This window comes from Zavarzinia sp. CC-PAN008 (assembly GCF_051903925.1).
In the GTDB taxonomy this organism is placed as follows: Bacteria; Pseudomonadota; Alphaproteobacteria; order Zavarziniales; family Zavarziniaceae.
This window is the reverse complement of the sequence record NZ_CP173678.1, coordinates 1018290-1042350: the sequence shown is the minus strand read 5'-3', so window position 1 is coordinate 1042350 and position 24061 is coordinate 1018290. Positions and strand designations below refer to the sequence as shown.

The following is a 24061-nucleotide window of genomic DNA, read 5'->3' as shown; positions in this document are numbered from 1 at the left end:
TGTCCCGTGGCATCGCACCCTGACATGCTTTCCCCGACCGATCGCAAGGGGGGCCTGTCATGGCGCGGATGTTCCATCTCGGCTGGTTCACGAACTTCTGCACCGACGAATGGAACGGCGTATTCTCGGCCGGTGGCATGCCGTGGGACGGCAAGTTCTATGTCGAGATGGCGCAGGCGCTGGACCGCGCCTGCTTCGACTACATCCTGTTCGAGGACAAGCTGGCGATCCCGGATGCCTATGGCGCGTCCTACGAGATCTACCTGAAGCAAGCGCTGTCCAAGGTACCGAAGCACGACCCGGTGCCGATCACGACCCTGATCGGCGCATTGACGCAGAACATTGGGGTCGTCGCCACGATGTCGACCCTGGCCTACCCGCCGTTCATGCTGGCGCGCCTGTGCTCGACCGTCGATCACATCGCGGGCGGCCGCTTCGGCTGGAACATCGTGACCAGCGCCGAAGACGGGGCCGCGCAGAACTTCGGCATGGACAAGCTGCCGCCCAAGGACCTGCGCTATGAAATGGCCCACGAATACCTGGACCTGGTGAACCAGCTGTTCGAGTCCTGGGACCCCGATGCCATCGTCCTGGACCGCGAGAACAAGATCTATGCCGACCACACCAAGGTCCGCGAGATCAATTTCAAGGGCAAATACTACAAGTGCCGCGGGCCCCTCAACACCGCGCGCTCGCCGCAGGGGCGGCCGACCATGGTCCAGGCGGGCGGCTCTCCGGCCGGCCGCGACTTCGCCGCCAAGTATGCCGACTGCATCATCTCGGTGAACAAGGGCTATGCCGAGATGAAGGCCTTCCGCGACGACATCCGCGCCAGGGCCGAAGCCCATGGCCGCAATCCCGACGATGTGAAGGTGATGTACCTGACCGCCCCTGTCCTGGGCGAGACGGAGCAGGAGGCCCGCGCCAAGTACGAGCGCATGGTGAACGACCCCGAGTTCGTGGAGCGCAACATCGCCTCCATCGCCGCGATCACCGATATCGATTTCAAGAAGTATTCCTTCGACGAGCCGCTGCCCGAGCGGCTGCTGACCAATGGCGAGCAGGGTTCGCTCGACGCGTTCCAGCAATGGGGCAGCGGCAAGACGCTGCGCCAGCTCGTCCTGGACGGCGGCATGGTCGCCTCGATCGAGCTGATCGGCACGCCCGACCAGGTCGCCGACAAGATGGGCGAGGCGATGGAGGCAGTGGGCGGCGACGGCTTCCTGATCGCCAAGCCGGGCCTGGCGGTCAACCGCCGCATGATCGCGGAAGTCTGCGACGGCCTGGTCCCCGCCCTGCAGCGCCGCGGCCTGATGCGGACCCAGTACACGGGCAAGACGCTGCGCGAGAACCTGCTGGCGTTCTGACAGGCCACACTCACGGGCGGCACCTCGAAGCCCTCCCCCGCCGGAGGTGGGGGAGGGTTGGGTGGGCTGAAATGTTGCGTCCCGCCCTTACCCCAACCCTCTCCCATCCCTGCGGGACGGGAGAGGGAGCAAAGTTGGCGCCCATTGCATCCGGGTTTCTGGTAACGACCTGTGTCTGCTCGCGCCTTCGGGCGTTGAGCCTAAGACCACCCCTGGGTGGCATGCCCAGCCGGGCTCGCGCGATACGGCGGGGCAATCTCTGTGCGCCTGGTCCGGACCCTGGCTGCCAGCGCAAGTTTCTGAAAACATGGTCCCGAACCTTGGTGCGCTGCCGCACCTTGGCGTAGGCTTGCCCCCAACATCCAATGGGGGAAGCGATCATGATCCTGGAAGGTGGCTGCTATTGCGGGGCCGTCCGCTACAGGGCGGAGGGCGAGCCGATGATGAAGGCGCAGTGTCATTGCCGGGAGTGCCAGTACATCACCGGCGGCAGCCCCAATGTCTTCGTCGCCATGCCGATCGCCGGCTATTCCTACACCAAGGGCACGCCCAAGGCGTTCAAGCGCAGCGACCTGCCCAACCCCGTCACGCGCGAGTTCTGCCCGGAGTGCGGGACCCACGTCGTGACCAAGCCGCCGGGCTTTCCCGCGGCCATCGTCAAGGTCGGCTCGCTCGACGATCCCAAGGCGTTCGGCGGGCCGCAGATGGCGATCTACACGGTCGACCAGCAGCCCTTCCACTGCATTCCGGAGGGCATTCCGTCCTTCCCCCGCCTGCCGGGTTGAGGCTGTCGTGAGCGGGACCTATCGCGTCTTCGGCTCGGAGATGTCGCCCTATTCGGTGAAGGTGCGCTCCTATCTCCGGTTCAAGGGCCTGCCCCATGACTGGATCTCACGCAGCGTCAGGACCGAGGCAGAGTACAAGGCCGTCGCCAAGCTGCCGATCATCCCGACGGTGGTGACGCCCGCGGGCGACGCCATCCAGGATTCGACGCCGATCATCGACCGGATCGAGGCGGAGCACCCGAGCCCGCCCGTCCACCCGGACGATCCGGCGCTGCGCTTCCTGGGCATCCTGCTGGAGGAGTTCGGCGACGAGTGGGGGAACAAGCTGATGTTCCACTATCGCTGGGCCACCGACCTGGATCAGACGGCGGCAGCCCAGTCGATCGCGCGCCTGAACGCGCTTGGCGCGGATGACGATACGATCGCCAACGTCACTGCGATGGTGAAGGCCCGCATGAGCAGCCGCGGCCATTTCGTCGGCTCCAGCCCCGAGACGGCGCCGTTGATCGCCGACTATTACCGGCAGTTGCTGGCACTGCTCCAGGCGCACCTGGTGGATCGCCCCTACCTGTTCGGGACGCGCGCCACGTTCGGCGATTTCGGCCTGGCGCCGCAATTGTACGAGATGTCAATCGACCCGACGGGCGGCAGCATCCTGCGGGCACAGGCACCGGCGGCCCTGGACTGGTGCTACCGCATGCGCGAGCCGGCCAGCACCGGATCGCTGGAGGCCTGGCCGTCGCTGGCGCCGACCTTGGCGCCGATCCTGGCCCATGTCGCACAGACCTTCCTGCCCTGGTCCGACGCCAATGCCCGGGCGCTGGCGGCGGGACAGGACAGCTTCACCGTGACGATCCAGGGCCGGGACTATGTCCAGGGACCGCAGAAGTACCACGCCAAGTCCCTGGCCGTGCTGCGCCAGCGCCATGCCGAGGTGGCGGGCGACGCCACGCTGCGCGCGATCCTGGACGGCGCGGGCGCGCTGCCCTGGCTGGCGGCCGCCTGATGTCTCAGCCGGCGGTGGAGAAGGCCCCGCCGGCCCCGTCGAGCGCACCGCGAAAGGCATCGCGCAGGAACTGGCCGGCCAGGTGCAGGCCATCCTGGTCGATCGAATGGCCCAGGCCCTGGCAGATGTGGAACTGGACCGACACGCCGGCCCGGGCCAGGGCGGCGGTTGCCGCATGCACCGCGCCGACCGGGATCATCGGGTCCTGGTCGCCGTGCACCAGCAGGACAGGCGGGCGCGACGTCGTTTCGGCCGCCACAGTCTCAGGCTCCGCCAGGGCGCCAGAGAAGCCGACCACGGCGGCATAGGGTTCTTCCTGGCGCAGGGCGACCTGTAGCGACATCACCGTGCCCTGGCTGAAGCCGACCAGCGCAACGCGGTCCGGGGTCAGGCCCAGGCGCTGCCGTTCGCCCTCGACGAAGGCTTCCAGGATGGGGGCGGCCCGCCGGGCGCCCGTCATCCAGTTGGGACCCGCCCGCATGATCCCGAACCATTGCCGGCCCATCGGCGACTGCTCGCACGGCTCCGGCGCGTGGGGTGCCACGAAGGCCGTGCCGGGCAGCATGCGGCCCCAATGGGGGGCCAGCTCGATCAGGTCGTTGCCATCGGCGCCATAGCCATGGACCAGGACCACCGGGCTGTCGGGCCGCCCGCCCGCCGCAGCCGGGACCCGTGGGCCGTCGATCCGTGTCAGTGCCATCCGCAACCCTCCTGCTGAACGGCGACACTATAGCCGCGGCTGCGCGCGCTGGCGCCGTCCCGTCCGCCATCGCGCAGCGCAGCCGGGCGCTCAGAACTCCAGCAGCGTGTCGCGCAGGTGGTCGTGGTTATAGGCGCGGCGCACCAGCCCGCGCTTCTGCAGCACCGGCACCAGGCCGTCGGTGATCTCGGCGACGGTGCGGCGGTTGGTGTTCGGCGGCGTGAACAGGAAGCCGTCGCCACCGCTGGTTGCCATGGCATCGGCCATCAGCGTCGCCACCTGCTCCGGCGTGCCGACCAGGTCCAGCGCCTCGCCCCCCGCGTTGTAGTCCAGGATGGCCGCGCGCAGCGTCTTGCCCTTGGAGAAGGCCAGGAACTCCTCCAGCATCTGGACGTGGCCGTTGGTCGTCAGGGTCTGGTCGACCAGCTTGTCCAGCGGCTGCTTCGAGAAATCGATGTTGGTGATCTTGGACAGGCCAGCCAGCCTGGCGGTGATCATGTCGTTGCTTTCTTCCGTCTGCCGGGCCTTCTCGCGCAGGGCTTCCTCCTCGGTGCCGCCGATGATCGGGCAGACCAGGAAGAACAGCTTGCAGGAATCGGGATCGCGGCCATTGGCCTTCAGCCGGGCGGTCACGTCCTCGCGATAGGCCTTCATCGCGGGCACGCCGCGGACGGAGGCGACGATGGTGTCGGCGTGCTTGGCGGCAAAGGCCTTGCCCGCGGCACTGCCGCCGGCCTGGGCGATGACGGGCCGCCCTTGCGGGCAGGGGCCCGAGTTCAAGGGGCCGCGCGACTTGTAGTATTTCCCCTCGAAGTCGATCTGCCTGACCTTGGTATGGTCGATCAGCATCGGCGTCTCGGTATCGTTGACGATGGCGCCCGGCTGCCAAGAGTCCCAGAGCTGGGTCACGCAGTCGATGAACTCCTCCGCCATCTCATAGCGGACGTCGTGCGGGGGATGGCCCTCGCGCCCGAAGTTCATCTGGGCAAAGTCGGACGAACCCGTGACGACGTTCCAGCCGATGCGCCCGCCCGACACCTGGTCCAGCGTGCCGATCACGCGGGCAACCAGATAGGGATGGTGGGTGAAGGTGGCGAGAGTGGGCACGATGCCGATCTTCGACGTCGCCGCTGCCATCAGGGTGGCCACGATCGACGGCTCCTGGCGCGGGCAGGAATAGCCGTGCTTCAGGTAGAATTCGCGGGAGTTGTTATAGGCCTGGCCGATATAGGACGCATCCTCCAGCAGGATGTAGTCGAACTTGGCCCGCTCCAGCTGCTGCAGCAGCTCGATGAAGAAGCGGGGATACATCCAGTCGTCAACGATGTTCCCGGTCCAGGGCTGGTTCCAGGACTGGATGCTTGAGCCCTGAAGAAACCAGCTCAAGTGAAAAGGCCGCGCCATGTCCGTGTTCTCCCCTCGCCCCCGTGGGTTCCCGAACACCTTCCCCAGCGCTTCCCCTTGGCCTGTGCCGGCCTTATGCTGAAACGATTAAGCGTCCTTCCTGCATAAATCAAGCGGCATTGCCATCAGTCGTGGCAGGCACCTGCTATGGTGGCGAAGGATCGCGCAGGGAGGGGCTGGCGGTTTGGCGGATGGCAAGCGGGCGAGCGGGCACAGGGTCGGCATCCGGGACGTGGCGCAGATGGCCGGCGTCTCCACCACGGCGGTGTCCTATGCGCTGAACCGCACCGGGCGGCTGGACCCGGCGACGCGGGAGCGGATCGTGGCGATCGCGCAGAAGCTCGGCTACCGCGCCAATGCCAATGCCCGCAACCTGCGGCAGAAGCGGGCCGGCGTGCTGGCCCTTGCGGCCTCTCTACCCGCCAGCCTGGGGCAGAGCCTGGCCCAGGTCGAATACGTGATCCGGATCTGGGAGGCCTGCGCCGCGGAGGCGATGGCCCATGGCCTGAGCCTTCTGCTGGTCCCGTTCGGGGCGTCGGGCGAGTTGCTGGCCAGCATGCCGATGGACGGCTGCATCGTGATCGACCCGGTCAACGACGATCCCATCGTCGGCCACATGGAGGCGCACGGCGTGCCAGTGGTGACGATCGGGCGCGACCCCTCGCGACCCGGCACCGGCTGGTGGGTCGACAGCGATCATGAAGGCCTGACGCGTGCCGCCCTCGACCACATGGCGGCCGCCGGGGCCAAGCGTCCCGCCCTCATCACCGCGTCCGAAGGCTATGGCTACAGCCGGGCCGCCAGCGCCGCCTATGCCGCCTGGACCGCCGCGCGTGGTCTTGCACCGTTGCGCCGGGTCATCCACCTGCCCGCGACCGAGGCCGCGGGGTACGAGGTGGCAAGCCAGATGCTGGTCCAGCCCGACCGGCCGGATGCGATCTATGCGGTGCTGGACCGCATCGCGGTTGGCACCGTCCTGGCGGCCCGCGCCCAGGGCCTGGCGGTGCCTGGCGACCTGCTGGTCATTGCCGGCAGCGACAATGCCTCGGTCCGGGCCGGGCCTGTGCCGATCACGGCCCAGGACCTGCGGCCGGACGAACTGGGCCGCGCCGCCACCGCCATGCTGCTGCGCCGGATGGCGGGGGAGGGGGACGGCCGTGGCATCATCATCGAAGGCCGCCTGGACGTCCGCGCCTCCACCACCCGGACCTGAAGTTCAGCGCCCGAAATCCGCCGTCCAGTTCCGCCCCTTGCGGAAAATGCCAAGGATGGTGACCTGATCGCCGTCCACGCGGAAGACCACGGTCGCCGAATGGCGGAAGCCGATCGCGCGCACGCCCGGGGGCAGATCCTTCCGCAGCGTTCCGCGCTCTGCGGCATAGCTGAGGGTCTCGCAGAAGTCAGTGATCCGGCTGACATAGCCCATAGCCGTCTCGCGGCCAGTTGCCTCATCCAGCCAGTCGAAGATGTCACGAAGATCGCCTTCAGCATCTCCAGTATAGCGGACCCGGCGCGCCTTCACCTCAGGCCATTGCGCGACGCGTGACGTTCGCCAGGACCTCTTCCACCGTCTTGACATTTGACGGGTCCGCCTCGAACGCACCGTTCCGCCGCGCGATCTCCTCCTGCAGCAATCGGTCGAATGCCGGTTCGGAGTCTTCCTCCCGCAGCGCGGCGAGGGCGTCGGCGACGACCTCCTCGATGCTGTCGTACTCGCCGGACGCCACCTTCTCGGCGGCGAAGGCGTGCTGCTCGGGGGTCAGGGCGACCATGTGTCGGGGCTCGGCCATGGAGGCAGTCTACACCCGCGCCGACCGGTTTCGCAGCAGGCGCCAGCGCCTATGATGCGCGGCCATGCCCACGACCCGCTTCGCCCCCAGCCCGACCGGCCTGCTGCACCTGGGCCATGCCTTTGCCGCCCTGTTCGCGCACGCCGCGGCGGGTCCGGGCGGCAGCTTTCACCTGCGGATCGAGGACCTGGACACCACCCGCTGCCGTCCGGAGTTCGAAGCGGCGATCCACGAGGACCTGGCCTGGTTGGGCCTGGCACCGGCGGCGCCCGTCTTCCGCCAGTCCGAACGGGCGGCGGTCTATGCAGCGGCGCTGGACCGCCTGGCGGCGCAGGGCCTGCTCTATCCCTGCTTCTGCACGCGAGCGGAGATTGCAGCCACGGCCCCCCATGGGCTCGTCGCGCACTATCCCGGCACCTGCCGCGGCCTGTCGCCGGACGCGGTCGCCGCCCGCCGGCAAGAGGGCCGGGCAGAGGCATTGCGCCTGGACGTGGCCCAGGCCCTGTCCCTCGTCGGTGCTCCCCTCCACTTCGTCGAGCGCAGCCTGGGCACGTTGAATGTCGATCCGGCGCTCCTGGACGACGTGGTCCTGTCGCGCAAGGAAGTACCGGCCGCCTATCACCTGGCCGTTGTGGTCGATGACGCGGCCCAAGGCATCACCCTGGTGACGCGCGGAGAGGACCTGCTGCCGGCGACCCACCTTCACCGCCTTCTCCAGGCGGTGCTGGGCCTGCCCGTGCCCGAGTGGCACCACCACCGCTTGATCCTCGACGCCTCTGGCCGCAGGCTGGCCAAGCGGGACCGGGCGGCGACGCTGCGGGCGCTCCGCGAGGGCGGCACATCTGCAACGGTCGTCCGGGCGTGCCTTGGTTTCGATTGATGGCGGCTCGACTCAATGATGCGGCGTGGCTAGCGTCAGGCCATGCGTCCTGTGATCCGTTTGCGTGCGTATGGGGCCCTGGCGATCCTGGTCGCAGCTGCCCTTGTCGGCTGGGCCTTACCCGCCACGGCCCAGGTGACGGAGGCACAGGTCCGCGACAGTCTGCGCGCGGCGGCGGTCGATACCGACCTTGCCCGCGGCTATCAGGCCCTGACCATCTTCGGCAGCACGCCCGGCATCAGTGCCGCCCGCTTCGACGTGGACGACGGCTCGTCCTCGAATTCGTACAAGGCAACGCCGTCGCGGCGCTTCGACATCGGCCTGCGGGACGTGGGCCTTGGCGAAACCAGGCTTCATGTCGAAGGCAGTTTCAGCTACCTCAGGGCGGAACAGTCGGCGACGCTGACCGTCAACGCCCCGACCCCCACCCGGTTCGAGATCGACTCGGAGACGTTCACCGTCCTGGGGGGCATCGGCGCCGACATTGTCGTGGGCGAGGGAACGTCGATCCGGCCGATCTTCCTGGCAGGATACTCGCGCACGACGACCGACCAGGAATTCACCGGACCGGAAGGCGCCCTTCTGCGCCGCGCGGGCCAGGGCGTCCTGTTCGATGCGAACGTCGACAGCACGCTCTATGGCGGGGCCCTGGAACTGGTGCATGAGCGCACGCTGGGCACGGACATCAAGCTTCAGGCGCGCGCCCGCTACAACCACATCGTCGCCGACACGTTCGAGGCCAGCGACCCGGTGCTGGAGACCAGTGGCAGCTTCGGCGTGGTGACCGGCGGGTTCGAGTTCGATGGCCCGACACCGATCACCATCGTCGACCGGGCCGTGCGCTGGATCGCCTTTTCCGACGGCACATGGCTGACCGACGCCCGCTCGGCCCTGGGCTTCGATTCCTTTGTCGAGGTCGGCGGCGGCATCCGCCTGGTCGATGTCGACGCCGTGCCCGGGATCGGCGGGATCGAGCTGCGCGGCTCCTACCTCCTTGGTCCCGAAGTCGACGGCTGGAGCGTCGGCCTCTCCATCGCGTTCTGAACGCGCCGGATCAGGCCGGCGTGGGATTGGGCTGGGCCTCGGTCGCGGCCTTTTCGCGGGCCTTGGCGGCGATGGTCGCCGGATGCGCCAGATAGGCTTCGCGGTGGCGGGCGACGTTGGGACCGCTGGCGCCCTTCAGCCCGATCCGGTTCAGGCCCCAGGCCGAGAACTCGCCGAAATAGGCATCCGCCATCGACCAGGTGTCGCCCAGCAGGAAGGGCCGCCCCTCCAGCTGCGCCTCGACCGTCGCGAAGGTGCGCTCCAGCACCGGCACGACATGGGCCTTGAGGTTGGCCTGGGCTGCCTCGTCCTGGCCGGCATAGCGATAGGCGCGGAAGATCAGCTTCATCACCGGATGGACCGACGACGCGCAGAACGTCAGCCACTGGTTCGCCTCCGCCCGCGCAAGGCCGGCGCGCGGCAGCAGGCCCGCGGCCGGGACCTCGTCCGCCAGGTAGTTGAGGATCGCCACCACTTCGCGCACCGACCCGGCCGGCGTCTCCAGCACTGGCACCAGGCGGAACGGGTTGGGGCTGTCGGCCCCGTCCGGTCCGATCGGCACACGCACCAACTCGTAGTCGCGGCCCGCCACCTCCAGCGCGATGGCGACGACGACGGAAATCGTGTTGGGCGCGAAGTAAAGGCGGTCGGACATTAACGGACTCTCCCTTGGGGCTCAGGCGAAGCGGGCGGCGATGAGGGCGTAGAAGGCGCGCAGCGTCATCGCCTCGCCGCCGATCGGGCGGCCGGGACTGGCCGCATTGTTCCAGGCGAACAGGTCCAGGTGGGCCCAGGCCTTGGTCTCGGTCACGAAGCGCTGCATGAACAGGGCCGCCGTGATCGCGCCGCCAAAGCCGCCGGGCGAGATGTTGGACAGGTCGGCCACCCGGCTCTCCAACCCCTTGGCATAGGGGCGCCACAAAGGCAGGCGCCACATCGGGTCGCGCAGGCGCTCCCCTTGCGCCAGCGCCTCCGCCGCCAGGGCATCGTCCGGCGTGAAGAGGGCCGGCAGGTCCGGGCCCAGGGCGACACGCGCCGCCCCGGTCAGGGTCGCGAAGTCGAGCAGCAGGTCGGGCTTTTCCTCGTCCGCCTCGGCCAGCGCGTCGCCCAGGATCAGACGGCCCTCGGCATCGGTATCGCCGACCTCGACCGTGATGCCCTTGCGGGTGGAGAGGATGTCGCTGGGCCGCATGGCATTGCCGGAGATCGCATTCTCGACCGCCGGGATCAGCACGCGCAGGCGCACGGGCAGATCCGCATCCATGATCATGCGGGCCAGGCCCAGGGCGTGCGCGGCACCGCCCATGTCCTTCTTCATCAGGGCCATGGCGCCGCCCGGCTTGATGTTGAGGCCGCCGGTGTCGAAGCACACGCCCTTGCCCACCAGCGTCACCTTCGGTGCCGCCTCGTCGCCCCAGCGCATGTCGATCAGGCGCGGGGCCCGGGCCGAGGCACGGCCCACGGCATAGACCATGGGGTAGCCTTGCGCGTTGAGCTCCTCGCCCACGATCTGGCTGATGCTCGCGCCATACTTGTCGGCGACCTGGGCCGCTGCCTCGGCCAGTTCGACAGGGCCCAGGTCGGATGACGGGGTGTTGACCAGGTCACGGACGAGCGCCACCGACTCGACCGTCCGCCGCACCAGGGGCATGTCGGCCGTGGCGGGCGGCACCAGCAGCGTCTTCTCCCGCGCCGTCCGCGGCTCGCGATAGCGGTCGAAACGATAGGCCCCCAGCGCGAAGCCGATCGCCGCGCGCGTCGCCGCCTCGGCATCCAGCGGCGTTTCCAGCGCCCAGGCGCCGGGCGGCAGGGCGGTTGCGGCGCCACCCAGGATCCAGCGTTCCTCGTCCAGGGGTCCGCCGAGGCCCAGGACGGCCCCGCTGACGCCGCCCTCGCCCGGCAGGAGCAGCAGGCGCGCGGCCTCGCCCTTGAACGTGGCGTCGGCCACCCAGCGTGCGATCGCGGGCGGCTGGCTGGCGATCCAGGCCTCCATCTCGCCCGGACGGACCAACCAGAGCGGCCGGGACGTTGCGCCATCCTCGGCAAAGGGCAGTTCGGTCATCGGCGGATCTCCTGCATCAGCAGCCCTCGTCCTTCCCGAGCCATGCTCGGTCTTCCCTGGCCCGGTCGTCCTGTGCAGTCTGTGCGTCCCCAGAGGGGTGATCCGGCCGGCGCCGCAGGGTACGCCGCCAAACACGGAAGGGCGAGGCATGAGCGAGACGCGCCGTCTGGTGATCGGCAACAAGAACTGGTCGTCCTGGTCGCTGCGCCCCTGGCTTGCCCTGCGGATGGCCGGGATTCCGTTCGAGGAGGTGATGGTCCGCCTGCGCCAGCCCGACACGGCCGAGCAGATCGCGCGCCATTCGCCGACGGGCAAGATCCCCGTCCTGATCGAGCGCGGCGTCGTGATCGCCGAATCGCTCGCCATCTGCGAATGGGCGGCGGAGTTCGTGCCGGAGGCTGGATTGTGGCCCGACGACCCCCTGGCGCGCGCGGTGGCCCGCGCCGCGGCTGCGGAGATGCATGCGGGCTTCATGCCGCTCCGCCGCGACCTGCCGATGGAGATCGCAGCCCGCCATCCGCTGCCCGATTCGCCGGAGGCCGCGGCCAATATCGCCCGCGTGCTGGACTTGTGGCGCCAGTTGCGCGCGACCTATGGCCAGGGCGGCGACTTCCTGTTCGGGCGCTTTGGCGTGGTCGATGCGATGTTCGCACCCGTCGTCACCCGCTTCACCACCTATGGCGTGGCGCTGGACCCGGTGACGGCCGCCTATGTCCACGCGGTCGAGGCGCTGCCCGCGATGCAGGACTGGGCCGCCGCGGCGCGGGCGGAGGCAGGCTGACCGACCGCATGCAGACACCGCCCATCACCTTCACCCGCGCCGGGGTCTGGCGCGGCTATACCGCGATGATGCCGATCTCGCTGGGTGTGGCCGTGTTCGGCGTGGTCTTTGGCCTGGCCGCGGGCGAGAACGGGCTGAGCCTGGTCGAGACGGGCCTGATGAGCGCCCTGGTCTTTGCCGGGGCGTCGCAGATGCTGGCAATGACCCTGTGGGCGGACCCGGTGCCGATCGGCACGCTGGCCTTTGCCGCGTTGGTCATCAACCTGCGCTACCTGATCATGACGGCGGCGCTGAAGCCGTGGCTGGCGCCGCTGCCGGCACCACTGGCCTATGGCACGCTGTTCTTTGCCGCGGACGAGAACTGGGCTTTGTCCATGGCCGCCATGAGCCGCGGCGGCCGCGATGCCGGCTTCTTCCTGGGCACCGGCCTGTCGCTCTATTCCGTATGGCTGGCGGCGTCCCTGCTGGGCCGGGTCGCCGGTTCGTGGGTGCCGAACCCCGAGGCGCTGGGCGTCGATGTGGTCGGCATCGCGGTCTTCCTGTTCCTGCTGGTCGACATGTGGAAGGGACCGGGCGACATCCTGCCCTGGGCGGTTGCGGGTGCCGCAGCAATTGCCGCCAGCGTCGCCCTGCCCGGCACCTGGTACCTGCTGATCGGCGGCCTGGCGGGCAGCCTGGCCGGCGCATGGCGCGATGTCCGTCGATCCGACGATGCCCGACCTGTCGGTTGATGCGTCCACGCTGGCGGCGATCGCCGGCATGGCGGCCGCCACCTATGCCGTGCGGATCGGCGGCTTTGCCATCATCAGCCGCGTCAGGCCCAGCCGCTTTGTCGAGGCCTGGCTGCCGCACATCCCGGGCGCCATGTTCATGGCCCTGGTCGCACCCAGCATCGTGCATGGCGGCCTGCCTTTCTGGGCCGCCGCCGCCGTGGTCATTCTCGTGGGCCGGGCATCGCGCAGCCTGCTGCCCACCCTGGTGGTGGCGGCCGCCGTAGCGGCGTTCATCCGTCACATGGGCTGGGCTTAGGGCCCGGGGATGCGGGCCAAGGGCATTCCCGCGCGCCGGGAGACGCGCTAGGCTCGCCGCCAAATCGAGGGAGTGGAGCCCATGGCCCTGTGGGACAAGATTCGTGGCGAATTCATCGACGTCATCCAGTGGACGGATGATTCGAACGACACGATGGTCTGGCGCTTCGAGCGTCACGGCAACGAGATCAAGTTCGGCGCCAAGCTGACGGTGCGCGAGGGGCAGGTCGCCGTCTTCATCAACGAAGGCCAGCTGGCCGACGTCTTCGAACCCGGCATGTACACGCTGGAGACGAAGAACGTCCCGATCCTGTCGACGCTGCAGGGCTGGAAGTACGGCTTCGAAAGCCCGTTCAAGGCCGAGGTCTATTTCATCTCCACCCGACGCTTCACCGACCTGAAGTGGGGGACCAAGAACCCGGTGATGCTGCGCGACCCGGAATTCGGGCCGGTGCGGCTGCGTGCGTTCGGCACCTATGCCATCCGGGTCAAGGATGCCGCCGCCTTCATCCGCGGCGTGGTCGGCACCGACGGCCATTTCACGACGGACGAGATCACGGAGCAGCTGCGCAACCTGATCGTCGCCGCCTTCTCCAACCAGATCGGCAAGGCGGGCATCCCCGTCCTGGACCTGGCGGCCAACTATGATGCGCTGAGCAAGTTCGTCACCGACCACATCGGCGACGACTTCGACCAGTATGGCCTGAAGCTGGACAAGCTGCTGGTCGAGAATGTGTCGCTGCCGCCCGAGGTGGAGGCGGCGATGGACCGCCGCACCTCCATGGGCATTGTCGGCGATCTCAACAAGTACACCCAGTTCCAGACGGCGGAGGCGCTGCGCGCCGCGGCCGAAGCGGGCGGCAGTGCCGCAACCGTCGTCGGCCTTGGCCTGGGCAATGCCATGGGTGCTGCGATCCAGCAGCCCGCCCCGGCCGCGGCCCCGCCACCGATGGCGCCGCCGCCGCTGCCCCAGGCAGCGCCCATCTATGCCGCGATCGGCGGCCAGCAGGCCGGTCCGTTCACGGTGCCCGAACTGCAGGCCCAGGTGATGGCGGGCAAAGTCACGCGCGAGACGCTGGTCTGGCGCCAGGGCCTGGCCGCGTGGACCCCGGCCAAGGACGTGGCCGACATCCAGGGCGCCTTCGCCGCCATGCCACCGCCGCTGCCGCCGGGCTGAACCGGCGCGGGACAGGGGGCGGGCCAGACGGGCTGAGGCAGAGGGCGAGCGGGTGAGCAATATCGAGGACGCGCACGGGGGCGGGGGCCCCTGGGCGGCGCGCGAGGGCCAAGCGGGCGACCGCCAGTTCCCCTGCGAGCAGTGCGGGGCCAAGCTGGTGTTCAAGCCAGGCACCGGAACCCTGACCTGCATGTATTGCGGGCACCAGAACCACATCCCGGTGGACGCGGTGCAGGTCCAGGCCGCGATCCAGGAACTGGACCTGGAGGAAGCCCTGCGGGCCGATGCCGGGGCGCAGCCGACCGTCACGCGCGACGTGGTCAAGTGCCAGACCTGCGCCGCGGAGTTCACCCTCGACGCCAAGGTGACGGCCTCCGAATGCCCGTTCTGCGGCTCGCCCATCGTGCGGGCCGAGACGCAGCGCATCGCGATCCTGCAGCCGCGCGCCGTGCTGCCCTTCAAGGTCGACAAGAAGGAAGCGGTGGGCCATTTCCGCAAGTGGCTCGGATCGCTGTGGTTCGCGCCCAGCAAGCTGGCGCGGTTCGCGCGCGAGGATGGCGGCCTGGCCGGGATGTATGTCCCCTACTGGACCTATGACGCCGCCACGATCAGCCACTACACGGGCCAGCGCGGCGACGACTACACGGTGAGCGTCCCCTACACCACGACCGAGAACGGCCAGACCGTAACCCGCACCCGGACCGAGACGCGCACGCGCTGGACCTCTGTCAGCGGGCGGGTCGATCGCGACTTCGACGACGTGCTGGTGCTCGCCAGCGACAGCCTGCCCTACAAGCAGACCGACGCGCTGGAGCCGTGGGACCTGGAGAACCTGGTCCCCTATGACGAAAGCTATCTCTCGGGCTTCCGGGCGGAGCGCTATCACGTCGACCTGGGCCAGGGCTTCACCGTCGCCAAGGGCAAGATGGAGGAGGTCATCCGCGGCGACGTGCGGCGCGACATCGGCGGCGACAAGCAGCGCATCGACACGCTGGCCACGCAGCACAACGATGTCACCTACAAGCACATCCTGCTGCCGGTCTGGCTGGCCGCCTATCGCTTCCAGGACAAGGTCTATCGCTTCGTGGTCAACGCCCGCACGGGCGAGGTCCAGGGCGAGCGCCCCTGGAGCTGGATCAAGATCGGCCTCGCCGTTGCGGCCGTCATCGTGATCGGCGTCGGCGCCTACTTCGCCTTCGCTGGGCAGAGCTGACGGTCCCGATTGTGCGGGTCCGCGTATGGAGCACCGTTACACGCAAAGGCGTATATCGATGTCATAGACGCGATGGGGTCGTCTCCCGGTCTAGCTCAGCGGTATGCAGACGTCTCCCTCGCAGGCCCGTGTTGCCGCTTAGGGCCTACATTCACCCGCTCATCCCCGCGTACCCGCTCATCCCCACGAAGGCGGGGATCCAGGGGCCGCAAGGACATCGCTCGTGGCTCTGGATTCCCGCCTTCGCGGGAATGAGCGGGTCGGGAAGAGGGGCCAACTGAACCATTCGGTTCGACGAAGCGGCTCACGGCAAGAGTGCCAACCCGGCCAGATAGCTGGACAAAAACCCAGAAATCAGACTGCTGTTCGTAGTAGCAACCATCGCAAAACCCCTTTCAAAAGGCTCAATCCAAGCGATTGAGCTACACATTGCGGAAAGGGCGAACGAACAAATTGCGGCAAACAAGACAAGGGCTGGCGTCCTGCACGGCACTGCTGCCGTCAACCGCCTCATAACCAGATAGGGGCGTCACTCCACACTTCAAGCCCGCTCATGCCACCTTTCCCGGACATGAGTGGGCTATTCGCTTGACTACTTCCGGTACAGCTGGTCGACGTCGCGGACGGCGCCCTTGGCAGCACTTGTGGTCATGGCGGCATAGGCCTTCAGCGCGGCGGAGACCTTGCGCGGGCGGTCCTTGGCCGGCTGCCAGCCCTGCGCGCCCTTGGCCTCGACCGCGGCACGGCGATGGGCCAGTTCCTCGTCCGACACGGCCAGGTGGATCGTGCGGTTGGGGATGTCGATCTCGATCACGTCGCCATCCTGGACCAGGCCGATCAGCCCGCCTTCGGCGGCTTCGGGCGAGACATGGCCGATCGACAGGCCGGACGTGCCGCCGGAGAAGCGGCCGTCCGTCACCAGCGCGCACTTGGTGCCCAGCCCGCGCGACTTGATGTAGCTGGTGGGATAGAGCATTTCCTGCATGCCGGGGCCGCCGCGCGGACCCTCGTAGCGGATCACCACGACCTCGCCCGGCATCACGAAGCCGGACAGGATGCCGCCCACGGCGTCGTCCTGGCTTTCGAACACGCGCGCAGGGCCGGAGAAGACGAGCACGGAGGGATCGACGCCCGCCGTCTTCACGATGCAGCCGTCGACCGCCAAGTTGCCATAGAGCACGGCCAGGCCGCCGTCCTTGGAAAAGGCATGCTCCACGTTGCGGATCACGCCCGTCTCGCGGTCCAGGTCGACCTCGTCCCAACGGCGATCCTGGCTGAACGCCACCTGGGTCGGCACGCCGCCGGGCGCCGCCTTGAAGAAGTGGTGCACCTTCTCGGACTTGGTCCGCACGATGTCCCAGCGCGCCAGGGCGTCGCCCATTGTGGCCGAATGCACGGTCGGCACGTCGGTATGGATCAGGCCGCCGCGCTCCAGTTCGCCCAGGATCGCCATGATGCCGCCGGCCCGGTGGACGTCCTCCATGTGCACGTCCGACTTGGCGGGTGCCACCTTGGACAGGCAGGGCACCTTGCGCGAGAGGCGGTCGATGTCGGCCATGGTGAAGTCGACCTGCGCCTCCCGCGCGGCTGCCAGCAGGTGCAGCACCGTGTTGGTGGAGCCGCCCATGGCGATGTCCAGGCTCATCGCGTTCTCGAACGCCTTGAAGCTGGCGATGTTGCGCGGCAGCACGCTCTCGTCGTCCTGCTCGTAATAGCGCCGGGCCAGGTCGACGATCAGGTGCCCGGCCTCCAGGAACAGGCGCTCGCGGTCGGCATGGGTCGCCAGGACCGAACCGTTGCCGGGCAGCGACAGGCCCAAAGCCTCGGTCAGGCAGTTCATCGAGTTCGCGGTGAACATGCCCGAGCACGAGCCGCAGGTCGGGCAGGCCGAGCGCTCGATGACCTTCACCTCCTCGTCCGACACCTTCTCGTCGGCGGCGGCGACCATGGCGTCGATCAGGTCAAGGGCGACTTCCTTGCCCTTCAGCACGACCTTGCCCGCTTCCATCGGGCCGCCGGAGACGAAGACGACGGGGATGTTGAGGCGCATCGCGGCCATCAGCATGCCGGGCGTGATCTTGTCGCAATTCGAGATGCAGACGAGCGCGTCGGCGCAATGGGCGTTCACCATGTACTCGACGCTGTCGGCGATCAGGTCGCGCGACGGCAGGCTGTACAGCATGCCGTCATGGCCCATGGCGATGCCGTCGTCGACGGCGATCGTGTTGAACTCCTTCGCCACACCGCCGGCCCGCTCGATCTCGCGCGCGACCAGCTGGCCCAGGTCCTTCAGGTGGACGTGGCCGGGCACGAACTGGGTGAAGCTGTTCGAGATCGCGATGATCGGCTTGCCGAAATCCTCGTCCTTCATGCCCGTGGCGCGCCACAGGCCACGGGCGCCGGCCATGTTGCGGCCATGGGTGGTCGTGCGGGAACGATAGGCTGGCATCGCGTGTCGTCTCTCTGTACGGGGCGCGGGCGACGCTGGGCCGCCCTCGTCCATCCCGGGAACCTCCAATGGGCCAGCCACCCTTGGCGGGCCAGCCCGTTTCATGACGATTCCGTACCATGATGCGCGGGCCAGCACGAGCCTTTGGCCGCGCCGCAAGGCGCGCAGCAGCCCTGGGGCGCGCGCATGCGCGTCGTTCAATCGCCGAGCGCTGCGCGGATTGCCCGTTCCACCGGGCTTGGCCCTGCCGGATCAAGCGCGCCCACGGGCAGCAGCGGCGGCTGCGCCAGGATGCGCGGCCGCGTCCCGCGATGGGCCTGCGCCGCGTGAACAAGGAAGGGATGGCACAGGTACACGGTTCCAGCTGGGCCAATCGCCGCCACCTCGTCCCGCGGCAGCGCTGTCGCGAAGCCGTGGCCCGACAGATCCCGCAGCCTCAGGCCCGCCTCTCCCGCGGGAGCCAGCAGGCGTGCGATGTCGGCATGGGAGCCCACCCGGATGCGGGTCGGGGCATCCAGGGGCCCGACGTCGGAGAACAGCATCAGAACCAGCAGCGCCCGTCCACGCGACGCCACGTTGGCGCGCCAGTCCATGAAGTCGGGCGCCTCCGTCCCGAAGCTCGCATCGATGTGCCAGCCGTCATCGCCAGGCGGCTCCGCCGACGGAAAGCGGATCGGGAACGTGCCCACGGCCCCGATCGGCGACCAGCGCCCGCGCCCCACCAGCTGGTCGAAGGCACCACGCAAGGCGGGTGCACCCGCCGCCGCCAGGAACGGCGTCTGGCTGTAGAGGCCCAGACGAACGACGGGCCCCGGCCAGGTCGCGGGATCGTCGCGGTTGCACCCCACATCCCGCCACAAGATCTCTCGCGCCGCAGCCGCTACCGCGCCCGGAAAGGCGCCGTCCAGGCGCACGAAGCCATCGCGCACGAATGCTTCGATGTCGTCGCGCGACAGGGGTCCGTCAGCGGTCAATGAATTGACTGCTCATGCGAGATCACCTCCAAGATGTCCTGATCCCGATGTGCGCCGCCATGGGCTGTCGCCCCAGAAGGGAGGGGGCTGCTGAAGGATCGGGCCGCTTCACCTATCGCGAGTAGTCGGGCAGATCCTGGCCACCCTCGATCACGCGCCGCGCGATATTGGGGTTCTGCACCAGTTGCAGGTAACCCTCCAGCGCTGCCCTTGTCACCGGGTTGACGCCGCCACCCGCCAGGCCGCACATGCGCTCCACCGCCATCAGCAGGGTGCGCGCCGCGGCGAACTGGCCCGCGGTCATGCCGGACAGGGCGCACAGGGCCGGAAAGGCCGAGCGTTCGCCGCCATAGAGGATGTCGCGGACCCGCTGCTTGTAGAGGTCCGCCAGCAGGGCCAACCCGACCTCGAAGCCCTGGGCATTGCCGACGCGCAACTCGCGGAAGGCAACACCCGGCGTCAGGCTGCCCGACACCTTCTCGCCCCGCATTTCCAGCTCGACCGGCTCCAGCTTGTTGGGGTTGGCCACGAACTCGGCGCTGATCTCGTGCGTCAGGGCCTCTTCCTCGGCCGGGCCCAGGCTGCCGACATCGCCCATCTGGCGGCGCATGTGATCGACGATCGGGGTCAGGCCCTCGGCCACCATGCGCTCGGCCAGGTGCTCCGGCAGCAGCGGCAGCTTGATGTGGCGCAGGCGCAGGTCGCCATCCACGAAATGGTCGGCGGCGATCAGGCGGCTGGCCCGTTCGGCCAGCGGCGCAATCGACTCGCCCAGCGCCGGCAGCAGGCCCTCGACCGCATCGGGTCGCGTCAGCTGCACCATCAGCGCCTCCGGCAGGCCGATGCGGCCGACGGTGGACAGGGCGATCCGCTGCACCATCTCGTTGACCACGTCGGTCAGCTCGGGATCGTGCAGCATGGCGCTGGTCTCCAGCACCGGCTTGCTGGCCACGACCGCGTCGCGCACCCGCCATTCCATCACCTGGCGCGAGGTGTCGAGCAGGGTCGCCAGGGTGGGAGCCACCGCCTCGCGCAGGCTGCGCTCGATCTCGCGCGCCAGCAGGACGCGGATGCCGCGGTCCAGGGCGGTTATCACGTCCGTTTCGCCCAGGCGGGCATAGTCGTCGCCGAAGCGCTCGGCCAGGCGACCGCCGTCCAGGCGGCGCTCCGCGTTCAGCATGCCGGGATCGGCGGTGCGCAGCACATGGACCATCGTGTGCTGCCGCGCGGTGGTCGCCACCCGGTTCAGGCGCCGGGCGATAGGATCGTCGCTCTCCGCCGGTTCGTCCTCGGGCGGCGGCGCCACGTCCCGCACGGGCGGAGGCGGCTCGACACGGCGCGGCGGAGGCGGGGCGGTGTCCTCCCGCTTGCGGCCACGGCCGACGACGCCGGCCAGGCGCGCCCAGCGGCCGGCAGCGGGGCGCGCGGGGGCTGGCGCATCCACCAGCCGCTCCGCCGCGAGCGGCGTCAGAAGTGGCGGCTCGGGCTGCGCCGGCGCCTGCTCGGCCGGCGGCGGCGCGGTGCCGGCCGATTCAGGGGCGGATGCGACAGGAACTGGCGGCTCAGGAACTGGCGGCTCGACCTCGAGCGCCTCCGGGGCGGGCTGCAGCAGCGGGGAGGCGGGTGCCTCTGGCGCGGCGGCTGGGGCATCCTGGCTGGCGTCCAGGATCGAGGCGCGCACCTCCGCCAGGACGGCGGCGGCCTCGTCATCCGGCTGCTCGATCGCGACGGATTCGGATTCCACGGGGGATGCCGGATCGGCGCGCAGGATCGGGCTGTCCAGGTCAGGCGGCAGGTGCACATCGGCCAGCGGGACCAGGCCATCGTGGGGGACGCTGTCGGCGGCGGCCTGATCTTCCGGGGGCGCCTCGCCGTCGACCGGAGCCGCGCGCAGCAGCGGGCTCTCGACATCGGGCGGAAGCTGGACCTCGTCCAGCGGCGGCAGCTCCAGGTCGGTCGCCGGCGTACCCTCGGCCAGCTCCTCGAACGGCACGTCCAGCGCCGCGGCAGGAGCCGGCGCCACCTCCAGGTCCGGCACCTCGGCCGCAGCCGCCGGCTCAGGCGCGGCCGGCAGCGGCTCGAACTCGGCGGCGACCTCAACCGGGGCGGCCCCATCCGCCGGGCCGGCCAGGGGCTCTGGCGGCACTGAGTGCGGCTGGGCGTCCGGCTGGGCCTCGGAAGCCGGCTCGGGCGGGGCTTCCGGGCGTACCTCCGGTGACGGTGGCGGCGGGGGGGCCTCGCCCTCGGCCGGACGGCGCGACGGCTGTGGCTGGTGCATCCAGGCCGGCAGGTCGGACAGCTCGTCCGCCATCGTCCGCGTCCGCACACGGCGCCGCGGCGGCGCGCCGGCCGGCGGCGGAGCCGTCGCCGAAGGCGGGGCGGGCGGTACGAACGGCGGGGGCGAAGGTGTCGTGGGCCGAGCCGGTGGTGGCTCTTCCTGCGCAGGCGCCTCGACGACGGGGGGTTCGACGGGCGCCTGGACGGGCGGTGCCGTCCGGGCACGGGCGCGGGGTGGCGGCGCGACGGGCTCCTCCCGCCGCGGCATCGCCCGCGATTCCTCAGGCGCCGGGTCGGCGGGCCCCTGTGCCCCAGGGGTCGGCGTCTCGCGGACTGGCACCCGGGGGACCTCCACCTCGGGAGCCTGGCTCTCCGGCGCTCGTCTCCCTTGTTCCCGGACCTCGGGCTCCCGGTACGCGGGCTCGCGTGATTCCGGCTGCCTCACGTCTGGCCGCCTGACTTCGGGTTGTGTGGCCTCTGGCTGCCTGGACTCTGGTTGTCTGGCCTCTGGTTGTCTGGCCTCGGCGGGCGCGTCGCCCATGTCCTCGCCGCGGCCATGAAGGGGACGGCGCCAGGTGGGATTGCTGCCCTGGCCCTCGAACGCCTCCGTGCGTTCGACAAAGGCGTCGAGCTGGCGAAGCTGGGCCCGTTCCGCCGCCTGGCGGCGCTCGTCGATGGCCTGCTGGTTCTGGAGCTCGCTGGTCAGGCGCTCCAGCCGGAAACGGGTGTCGTCGCGCGCGCTCGGGAGCGCCGGGACGGCGGGTCGCCCACCCCTCAGCACGCGCCGGACACTGGCGATCAATCGCTCGAAAACGCTGGCCAAAACCGTAGTCACCCGCGAGAAACGCCCCAGCCTAGCACAGGGATGCCCACGGAATGCCATGCCTGGCTGGTGCCGGCACCACGACGGGCCTGGAACCGCGCGGGCTGTCACCCTGCTGCACCGCTGTGCTTGCCTTGCCCGCGGCGTTGGCAGCACTGCGACATGTCGCCCAAACGAAGGCGTCGCAACGCTGTGGCAGGGGCGTTGCGGCCCTGCATACCCCCGCTTATATAGTCCTCAACGCCAAGGCGGTTTTAACTCAACCAGGTCCCAATGGGGGCTCGCCCGGTGCACGAAGTGGCTGTGCGGGCCTGCCGAAATCAAGGAGTTGCACTCAATGGGTAAGGTCATCGGCATCGACCTCGGAACCACGAATTCGTGCGTTGCCATCATGGAAGGGTCGCAGCCCAAGGTCATCGAGAACGCGGAAGGCATGCGCACCACGCCATCGATTGTCGCCTTCACAGCGGACAGCGAGCGGCTGGTGGGGCAGTCGGCCAAGCGCCAGGCGGTGACCAATCCCGAGGCGACGCTGTTCGCCATCAAGCGCCTGATCGGCCGGTCCTTCGACGATCCCATGACGAAGAAGGACAAGGCGATGGTCCCGTACGAGATCGTACGGGCCGACAATGGCGACGCCTGGGTCGAGGTGCGCGGCGAGCGCTACAGCCCCAGCCAGATTTCCGCCTTCACCCTTCAGAAGATGAAGGAATCGGCCGAGAACTACCTGGGCGAGAAGGTCACCCAGGCGGTCATCACGGTGCCTGCCTACTTCAACGACGCGCAGCGCCAGGCGACCAAGGACGCGGGCCGCATCGCCGGCCTGGACGTGCTGCGCATCATCAACGAGCCGACGGCGGCGGCCCTGGCCTATGGCCTGGACAAGCAGGACGGCAAGACGATCGCCGTCTATGACCTGGGCGGCGGCACGTTCGACATCTCGGTGCTCGAGATCGGCGACGGCGTGTTCGAGGTGAAGGCGACGAACGGCGACACCTTCCTGGGTGGCGAGGACTTCGACGCGCGCCTGGTCGACTACCTGGCCGACGAGTTCAAGAAGGAAAACGGCATCGACCTGCGCAAGGACAAGCTGGCTCTCCAGCGTCTGCGCGAGGCGGCCGAGAAGGCCAAGATCGAGCTGTCGAGCGCCGTCCAGACCGAGGTGAACCTGCCGTTCATCACGGCCGACCAGACCGGCCCCAAGCACCTGACCATGAAGCTGACCCGCGCCAAGCTCGAGGCGCTGGTCGACGACCTGGTCCAGCGCACGATCGGCCCCTGCCGCGCAGCGCTCAAGGATGCCGGCCTGTCGGCGGGCGAGATCGACGAGGTGGTCCTGGTCGGTGGCATGACCCGCATGCCCAAGATCATCGAGATGGTGAAGAACTTCTTCGGGCGTGAGCCGCACAAGGGCGTCAACCCGGACGAGGTCGTGGCCATGGGTGCCGCGATCCAGGCCGGCGTCCTGCAGGGCGACGTGCGCGACGTGCTGCTGCTGGACGTGACCCCGCTGTCGCTGGGCATCGAGACGCTGGGCGGCGTGTTCACCCGGCTGATCGACCGCAACACCACGATCCCGACCAAGAAGAGCCAGGTCTTCTCGACCGCCGAGGACAACCAGGGTGCGGTGACCATCCGGGTGTTCCAGGGCGAGCGCGAGATGGCGGCCGACAACAAGCTGCTGGGCCAGTTCGACCTGGTCGGCATCCCGCCGGCCCCGCGCGGCATGCCCCAGGTCGAGGTGACGTTCGACATCGATGCCAACGGCATCGTCAACGTCTCGGCCAAGGACAAGGGCACCGGCAAGGAGCAGCAGATCCGCATCCAGGCCAGCGGCGGCCTGTCGGACGCCGAGATCGAGAAGATGGTCAAGGAAGCGGCCAGCCACGCGACCGAGGACAAGAAGCGGCGTGAACTGGTCGAGACCCGCAACCAGGGCGAGGCGCTGGCCCATTCCACCGAGCGCATGCTGAAGGAGCACGGCGACAAGCTGGAGCCGTCGGTCAAGGCCGACATCGAGCATGAGATCGGCGCGCTGCGCACGGCGCTGGCCGGCGACACGATCCAGGACATCAAGGCGTCCATGGAATCGCTGTCGCAGGCGGCGATGAAGCTGGGCGAGGTCATCTACCAGGGCGGCGACGATGCCGGCGCCGGGCCGGCGGGCGGCAGGCCCGGCGGGGCGGCGGGCGGAGCGGCCGGCCACGACGATGTCGTGGACGCCGACTTCGAGGAAGTCGACGAGAAGAAGAACCGCTCGGCGTAACCGCGCTTCAACCCTGTGCTGGCACTCAGTGCTGG

21 protein-coding genes are annotated in these 24061 nt (G+C 69.1%); 12 read left to right on the top strand and 9 right to left on the bottom strand.

Going from position 1 to position 24061, the window contains the following annotated elements:
* Positions 1-59 precede the first annotated feature (59 nt).
* The 3 genes from ACI6GS_RS05100 to ACI6GS_RS05090 all read left to right on the top strand — a co-directional run bounded on the left by ACI6GS_RS05100 (position 60) and on the right by ACI6GS_RS05090 (position 3158).
* Positions 60-1367: an NtaA/DmoA family FMN-dependent monooxygenase gene (locus ACI6GS_RS05100; RefSeq protein ID WP_439816701.1), complete on the top strand. Its 1308-nt coding sequence runs from the start codon at positions 60-62 to the stop codon at positions 1365-1367.
* Positions 1368-1747: 380 nt separating this feature from the next.
* Positions 1748-2152 (top strand): GFA family protein, encoded by a 405-nt coding sequence (locus ACI6GS_RS05095; RefSeq protein WP_439816700.1) that lies wholly within the window; start codon positions 1748-1750, stop codon positions 2150-2152.
* Positions 2153-2159: 7 nt separating this feature from the next.
* Positions 2160-3158, top strand: coding sequence for a glutathione S-transferase N-terminal domain-containing protein (locus ACI6GS_RS05090; RefSeq protein WP_439816699.1), 999 nt, complete (start codon positions 2160-2162; stop codon positions 3156-3158).
* A gap of 4 nt (positions 3159-3162) precedes the next feature.
* On the opposite strand, the gene ACI6GS_RS05085 is transcribed toward ACI6GS_RS05090, so the two are convergent.
* Positions 3163-3858 (bottom strand): alpha/beta hydrolase, encoded by a 696-nt coding sequence (locus ACI6GS_RS05085; RefSeq protein ID WP_439816698.1) that lies wholly within the window; start codon positions 3856-3858, stop codon positions 3163-3165.
* Between the two features lie 90 nt (positions 3859-3948).
* Positions 3949-5262: an NtaA/DmoA family FMN-dependent monooxygenase gene (locus ACI6GS_RS05080; protein ID WP_439816697.1), complete on the bottom strand. Its 1314-nt coding sequence runs from the start codon at positions 5260-5262 to the stop codon at positions 3949-3951.
* A gap of 184 nt (positions 5263-5446) precedes the next feature.
* On the opposite strand from ACI6GS_RS05080, the gene ACI6GS_RS05075 reads away from it, so the two are divergent.
* A complete protein-coding gene (locus ACI6GS_RS05075; protein WP_439816696.1) occupies positions 5447-6475 on the top strand; it encodes a LacI family DNA-binding transcriptional regulator in 1029 nt (342 codons plus the stop codon).
* A gap of 3 nt (positions 6476-6478) precedes the next feature.
* Here the strand turns inward: ACI6GS_RS05075 and ACI6GS_RS05070 are convergent, their stop codons facing one another.
* The gene (locus ACI6GS_RS05070; RefSeq protein WP_439816695.1) at positions 6479-6784 is read right to left on the bottom strand and encodes a type II toxin-antitoxin system RelE/ParE family toxin; all 306 of its coding nucleotides are present in this window, start codon (positions 6782-6784) and stop codon (positions 6479-6481) included.
* A gap of 1 nt (position 6785) precedes the next feature.
* Positions 6786-7052 (bottom strand): ribbon-helix-helix domain-containing protein, encoded by a 267-nt coding sequence (locus tag ACI6GS_RS05065; protein WP_439816694.1) that lies wholly within the window; start codon positions 7050-7052, stop codon positions 6786-6788.
* 64 nt (positions 7053-7116) lie between these two features.
* On the opposite strand from ACI6GS_RS05065, the gene gluQRS reads away from it, so the two are divergent.
* Both gluQRS and ACI6GS_RS05055 read left to right on the top strand, forming a co-directional pair.
* Entirely contained in the window at positions 7117-7932 is an 816-nt protein-coding gene (gluQRS, locus tag ACI6GS_RS05060) for a tRNA glutamyl-Q(34) synthetase GluQRS (protein WP_439816693.1), read from the top strand.
* Positions 7933-7974: 42 nt separating this feature from the next.
* Positions 7975-8976 carry a hypothetical protein gene (locus tag ACI6GS_RS05055; RefSeq protein WP_439816692.1) on the top strand — a complete coding sequence of 334 codons (1002 nt, stop codon included), beginning with the start codon at positions 7975-7977 and terminating at the stop codon, positions 8974-8976.
* A 10-nt stretch (positions 8977-8986) separates the two neighbouring features.
* Here the strand turns inward: ACI6GS_RS05055 and ACI6GS_RS05050 are convergent, their stop codons facing one another.
* A complete protein-coding gene (locus ACI6GS_RS05050) occupies positions 8987-9631 on the bottom strand; it encodes a glutathione S-transferase family protein (protein WP_439816691.1) in 645 nt (214 codons plus the stop codon).
* A gap of 21 nt (positions 9632-9652) precedes the next feature.
* Positions 9653-11038 (bottom strand): leucyl aminopeptidase family protein, encoded by a 1386-nt coding sequence (locus tag ACI6GS_RS05045; RefSeq protein WP_439816690.1) that lies wholly within the window; start codon positions 11036-11038, stop codon positions 9653-9655.
* A gap of 148 nt (positions 11039-11186) precedes the next feature.
* Between ACI6GS_RS05045 and ACI6GS_RS05040 the strand changes: the two genes are divergently transcribed.
* From ACI6GS_RS05040 to ACI6GS_RS05020, 5 genes are all read left to right on the top strand, one after another.
* Positions 11187-11819: a glutathione S-transferase family protein gene (locus tag ACI6GS_RS05040; RefSeq protein ID WP_439816689.1), complete on the top strand. Its 633-nt coding sequence runs from the start codon at positions 11187-11189 to the stop codon at positions 11817-11819.
* A gap of 8 nt (positions 11820-11827) precedes the next feature.
* A complete protein-coding gene (locus tag ACI6GS_RS05035) occupies positions 11828-12550 on the top strand; it encodes an AzlC family ABC transporter permease (protein ID WP_439816688.1) in 723 nt (240 codons plus the stop codon).
* Positions 12513-12848 carry an AzlD family protein gene (locus ACI6GS_RS05030; RefSeq protein WP_439816687.1) on the top strand — a complete coding sequence of 112 codons (336 nt, stop codon included), beginning with the start codon at positions 12513-12515 and terminating at the stop codon, positions 12846-12848. The genes ACI6GS_RS05035 and ACI6GS_RS05030 overlap by 38 nt, the downstream gene beginning before the upstream one ends.
* An 81-nt stretch (positions 12849-12929) precedes the next feature.
* A complete protein-coding gene (locus tag ACI6GS_RS05025; RefSeq protein ID WP_439816686.1) occupies positions 12930-14024 on the top strand; it encodes an SPFH domain-containing protein in 1095 nt (364 codons plus the stop codon).
* 52 nt (positions 14025-14076) lie between these two features.
* Positions 14077-15237, top strand: a complete 1161-nt coding sequence (locus tag ACI6GS_RS05020) for a hypothetical protein (protein ID WP_439816685.1) — start codon at positions 14077-14079, stop codon at positions 15235-15237.
* A gap of 592 nt (positions 15238-15829) precedes the next feature.
* On the opposite strand, the gene ilvD is transcribed toward ACI6GS_RS05020, so the two are convergent.
* From ilvD to ACI6GS_RS05005, 3 genes are all read right to left on the bottom strand, one after another.
* Positions 15830-17686 (bottom strand): dihydroxy-acid dehydratase, encoded by a 1857-nt coding sequence (ilvD, locus tag ACI6GS_RS05015; protein ID WP_439816684.1) that lies wholly within the window; start codon positions 17684-17686, stop codon positions 15830-15832.
* A gap of 197 nt (positions 17687-17883) precedes the next feature.
* Entirely contained in the window at positions 17884-18660 is a 777-nt protein-coding gene (locus ACI6GS_RS05010) for a hypothetical protein (RefSeq protein ID WP_439816683.1), read from the bottom strand.
* 112 nt (positions 18661-18772) lie between these two features.
* The gene (locus ACI6GS_RS05005) at positions 18773-20971 is read right to left on the bottom strand and encodes a DUF2336 domain-containing protein (protein WP_439816682.1); all 2199 of its coding nucleotides are present in this window, start codon (positions 20969-20971) and stop codon (positions 18773-18775) included.
* A 1126-nt stretch (positions 20972-22097) separates the two neighbouring features.
* Here ACI6GS_RS05005 and dnaK point away from each other — a divergent pair.
* On the top strand, positions 22098-24026 hold the full coding sequence (gene dnaK / locus ACI6GS_RS05000; RefSeq protein WP_439816681.1) for a molecular chaperone DnaK: 1929 nt from the start codon (positions 22098-22100) through the stop codon (positions 24024-24026).
* Positions 24027-24061 lie beyond the last annotated feature (35 nt).